Source organism: Microscilla marina ATCC 23134, assembly GCF_000169175.1.
In the GTDB taxonomy this organism is placed as follows: Bacteria; Bacteroidota; Bacteroidia; order Cytophagales; family Microscillaceae; genus Microscilla; species Microscilla marina.
The window spans coordinates 1-3936 of sequence record NZ_AAWS01000108.1 but is presented as its reverse complement, the minus strand read 5'-3'; the positions used below and the strand labels follow the sequence as shown (position 1 = coordinate 3936).

Genomic DNA, 3936 nt, shown 5'->3' with positions numbered 1-3936 from the left:
TATCATTTGGAGGTTAAACTCTAGCTTACTTAAGTTTTCCAAGAGTTCTTTTTCATAATCATTTTGGTCGATATTACACTCTATAACGTTTACCTTCTGATTAACGCGTAAATCGTCTTCTGCTTCCAACCAAGATATTATGTATTTCTCAGTATCCATATGCTAAAACGTTTCTGGTAGACTATCTAAATCAACAACATTATTTTTTGTCCAGAATGATCTAGGAGTTTTTACTACCTTATACTCATTATTATAGTTTTTATAGTATTTGTATTTGCCATTGTGCATTCCATTTGTATGTAGAATCATCTCCAAGTATGACTCAAAGTCAGTAATAACAGACTGGTGATAATCCTCAGAGTGAAAAAAAGTAGTTAATACTAAAAAATCAGCATTATTATCTACATAAAAAGCTGAACTTTGAATATCATTCCATATATCAAAGGGGTAGATATGGCTATAAAATTCCTTATAAGTAACTTGCCTATTATTGACATTAATACTTTCTTCTACTTCTGCTAAGTTTTTTAATACATTCCATTCACCAAAAAAAACATCTTCAAAAGGTAGTATATTTATTATACCATCATAAATCAACCCATCCCCCTCTATAGGGTTAAACCATCCTTCTGTATCATACATATCAGGCTCATAATCTGGGTTATCCTTACGAACCCAACGTATTTGAATTGAATTAACAGTTTTATAAAAGTCAGTAACAGTAGTTGGTAAATCAAAAGCAAGTTTTTGACTTAATTCATCTATGCTTTCTGGATCGTTTTGCTCTACAATATTAAAGTTTACCAGATGAACATTAGGGTGATTTTGAAGTCTTTCTCCTAGCTCCATTATTTCTAAAATATAGTTTTCAATGTCCATATGCATTTAGTTATTTCTTCTTTCAAATTTAAACTTTCCATCGCCACTTTGGGTCAGTTGTTTTATATATCTATTAACTAACATTTTATAACCTCTAGACTTTTTGCTAGAGGTACGTTGTTTTATGAACCCAATTATTTGATTAATGCTTTTGATTTCTTCTTTAGTACTTAGCTCATAGATAAGGTCTATTAACTTATTATCTATATTAAAGTTCCTGAAAATTTCTTTACGCAGGTTGGCATCAGAAGGAAGGGAGTTAACATAAATATATTCAGCTTCTGGAAGAGGGACAGTTTTTGACCAAGTTAATTTATTTTTTGTAGAAGGTTTCCAGCGATCCTTGACAACCTTCATATTGCCCCCTACTACTTTTATTTTTTTAACAAACTGACCTTTATACTCACTACGGTAACTAATAGTAGCTGTCATATAGAGAATATTCCTACCCGTTTTTGGGCCATCATTTCTATATAAAGCTCTCATTGGCCTTTCAAAGTTATTTAGGTAATCAGGGTTATTAATTTCTCTAGGGGTTGGTATTAAATTAGAATTTATGCCACGCCCACCAAACTCGTCATTAATAATATGAAAAGCTACCCAACTACCTCTAATCCTAAACCTCTAAGGATGTTACTTGCAACAGGAATATTATCAGGGTTAGTTGCAGAACCGGGTTGATGATTATTTCTTGCTAAATACCTTACCTCTAAGCTAGATGCTTTGTTATCTGTAAATGGAGGAGTAACAATCATTCTTGGCACAGGAACAATATTGCTATCAATATGATCCCTGATGATTTTCATTAATTTATTAACAAGCCCTTCAACAATTTTCAGCCCTTTACTTTTCTTTACGGCCTTTGAATTAGGTGCAGGATATGAGAAGTCTCTTATCTCTCTTGCAACTTCTTGAGCATCACGTATTTTCTTTATTCTTGTAGCCTTCTGAGTTTGACTTAGGTTAGGGTCATTGTTTGTCTCTGTTATTTTAGAAACCAGCCAACCTAAGACTAAAGTAGGGTTACTACTAAATCTCTTAAGTACATATTTTTTCCCTTGTTTAACAAAGCGAAGTGTATGTTTTTCGTCATTTTGATTTTCATACTTTTCTTTTATATGACTTAGGTCGATTTGTTTATCTTGCTTGGTATCTTTCTCATCCTTCCCTTGCTTATCCTTCCCTTTCTTCTTCTTCTTAAACCCTCTAATCTTCTTCCTAATAAACGCCATCACCTTCGCAATCAAATCATCCAAAGGTTTGCGTAGCTTCGCCAATATTCTCTTGATGCGGGCGCTTACGTTGCCCAGGCGCAGCATGCGCGCCATAAAGTCGAGCAACAAGGGCACAAAGTTGGCGAGGGTATTTTCAATAAACTTGGCGATGGCTATTTTGCCCACCGATGATACAATGTTTTGACACAAAAAAAGCGTAAGCTTTCGCCCACGCTAAGGTACCTTTTGGTTGGGATAAAATTCGCCTTATAAATTCTGAGTAAATGCCTCGTTGGATAAGTCTTTATGTAAACCTTTGAGCCAAGTCCTACCATCAGTTACACCATAAAACCCTCCATCTAATTGTACCATTTCTGTTAATTGGGTGTTATTCTTGTGCTTCTCAATGGCATACACTAAAGAATCAAGAACTGCTTTTACATAATCTGGATGCTGTTTATGTTGAATAGCCCATCTTTCTGTAGGTATATTATCATACGCCAATAAAAAGTGATCTCTCAAAAAGATTTGTAAAACTTGCAAAGGATTTTCGTCTACTAATAATTGCCAGGCATTGGCAGGACGAGCTTCCAACACAGGAGCCAATTGCTCAAGCAGCATACTCTTAAGTGGCTCAAAGTCTTCATCCATCTCCTCTATGTTTCTTCTATGAAGAGTTGCCACACCTACGTTTGCCCCTAGTTCACAAGAGATCAAACCTTTTTGGGCATATTTAACAAGCAAAGGAGGTATTAAGTGCAATTGATGCCCTTCCATTACATCTTCTAGATCTTCGGCAAATGGCTCATACACTAAGTCATAGGGGTCACAATATATTAATTTAAATAGTAACTGAGTATCAAGACTTAATTCCCATAACTCACAAAAAACAATACCAAAAGGTAATTCTAGTTTATCAGGGGCGAAGTTTCGTACTTCAACATCAAATCTATCTAGGTTATCTGCAGGATCACTTTCATCAAACCACTCACAAACAGATGTAATATCTTCATCAAGAAAAGCTTTTTTCCCAAATTTGTTTTTAAAGTGATCGTTAATTAGCTTCAAAGCTTCCACACGATTTTTTTGCTTCCAAGTTTTGAATGCTATAAAAAAAATATTTGACATGTTTTATTGCATAATTACCCTCCATATTTATCAGAAGGTATGTTACTAATAATGTTTTGCCTTGTATTACCAGGGTCTACTGGCATTTGCATAAATTGTGCCTTGGATATACCAGGGAAAAATGCTTTCCAAAGATCTTTTTTACTCGTTCCTCCTTTTCTGTAAGGTACATTTAGTAAATACTGCCTTGGATTATCCACTGCTAACCCACAATCTTTCATTGCCAGTACCCCTTCTTTGTATGCTTCATACTTAAGATAGTGTTTGCCATATTTTTTACTCAGTATTTCTATTTCTCGTGTATGTTTAGACAGTTCTTCGCGAATTCTTATTGCTCGTTCATAATGATAAGGGCTTGTTGAAGAGCCTGAATAAGTCCAGCCAAATCTTTCTGCTGCTGCGGCTGAGTTAGAGTGTCCATCTCCAGTAGCAGTAGGGCTGCCTACATTTTTGTATAGTTCTTTTATATTTAGTTCTATCTTCAAGAAACTTTCGTGAATTTTTAGTTCAGCCAAATCTTTCAAGTCATATTGGTCGGCTCGTTTTACTATTTGTTTAACCAATGTCCTTAAAAACTTTTCTGTCTTGGCTTTGTAAGCTTTTTTATCAATTTGCCCAGAACGCCATTGACCATGAGCCACTTGAACGTCATCAAAGAATTTTGTCCTTAAATCTAATATTTTACTTTTTACAAGGTTAGCCAAGTCTCTATCTG

5 protein-coding genes are annotated in these 3936 nt (G+C 34.8%); all 5 read right to left on the bottom strand.

The window, feature by feature from the left end; translation table 11 throughout:
• Window positions 1-162 precede the first annotated feature (162 nt).
• On the bottom strand, window positions 163-879 hold the full coding sequence (locus M23134_RS36970) for a hypothetical protein (protein WP_002706129.1): 717 nt from the start codon (window positions 877-879) through the stop codon (window positions 163-165).
• 6 nt (window positions 880-885) lie between these two features.
• Window positions 886-1365: a hypothetical protein gene (locus tag M23134_RS36965; RefSeq protein WP_002706127.1), complete on the bottom strand. Its 480-nt coding sequence runs from the start codon at window positions 1363-1365 to the stop codon at window positions 886-888.
• A gap of 110 nt (window positions 1366-1475) precedes the next feature.
• Entirely contained in the window at window positions 1476-2279 is an 804-nt protein-coding gene (locus M23134_RS36960) for a hypothetical protein (protein WP_045115087.1), read from the bottom strand.
• Window positions 2280-2360: 81 nt separating this feature from the next.
• A complete protein-coding gene (locus tag M23134_RS36955) occupies window positions 2361-3221 on the bottom strand; it encodes a hypothetical protein (RefSeq protein ID WP_002706123.1) in 861 nt (286 codons plus the stop codon).
• Between the two features lie 14 nt (window positions 3222-3235).
• A partial coding sequence (locus M23134_RS36950) for a hypothetical protein (protein WP_045115086.1) occupies window positions 3236-3936 on the bottom strand: 701 nt, incomplete at its 5' end.

What these genes read in the sequence shown, in the direction of transcription:
- M23134_RS36955 (WP_002706123.1), bottom strand. Translation starts at nt 3,221, where the DNA reads ATGTCAAATATTTTTTTTATAGCATTCAAAACTTGGAAGCAAAAAAAT.
- M23134_RS36970 (WP_002706129.1), bottom strand. Translation starts at nt 879, where the DNA reads ATGGACATTGAAAACTATATTTTAGAAATAATGGAGCTAGGAGAAAGA.
- M23134_RS36965 (WP_002706127.1), bottom strand. Translation starts at nt 1,365, where the DNA reads ATGAGAGCTTTATATAGAAATGATGGCCCAAAAACGGGTAGGAATATT.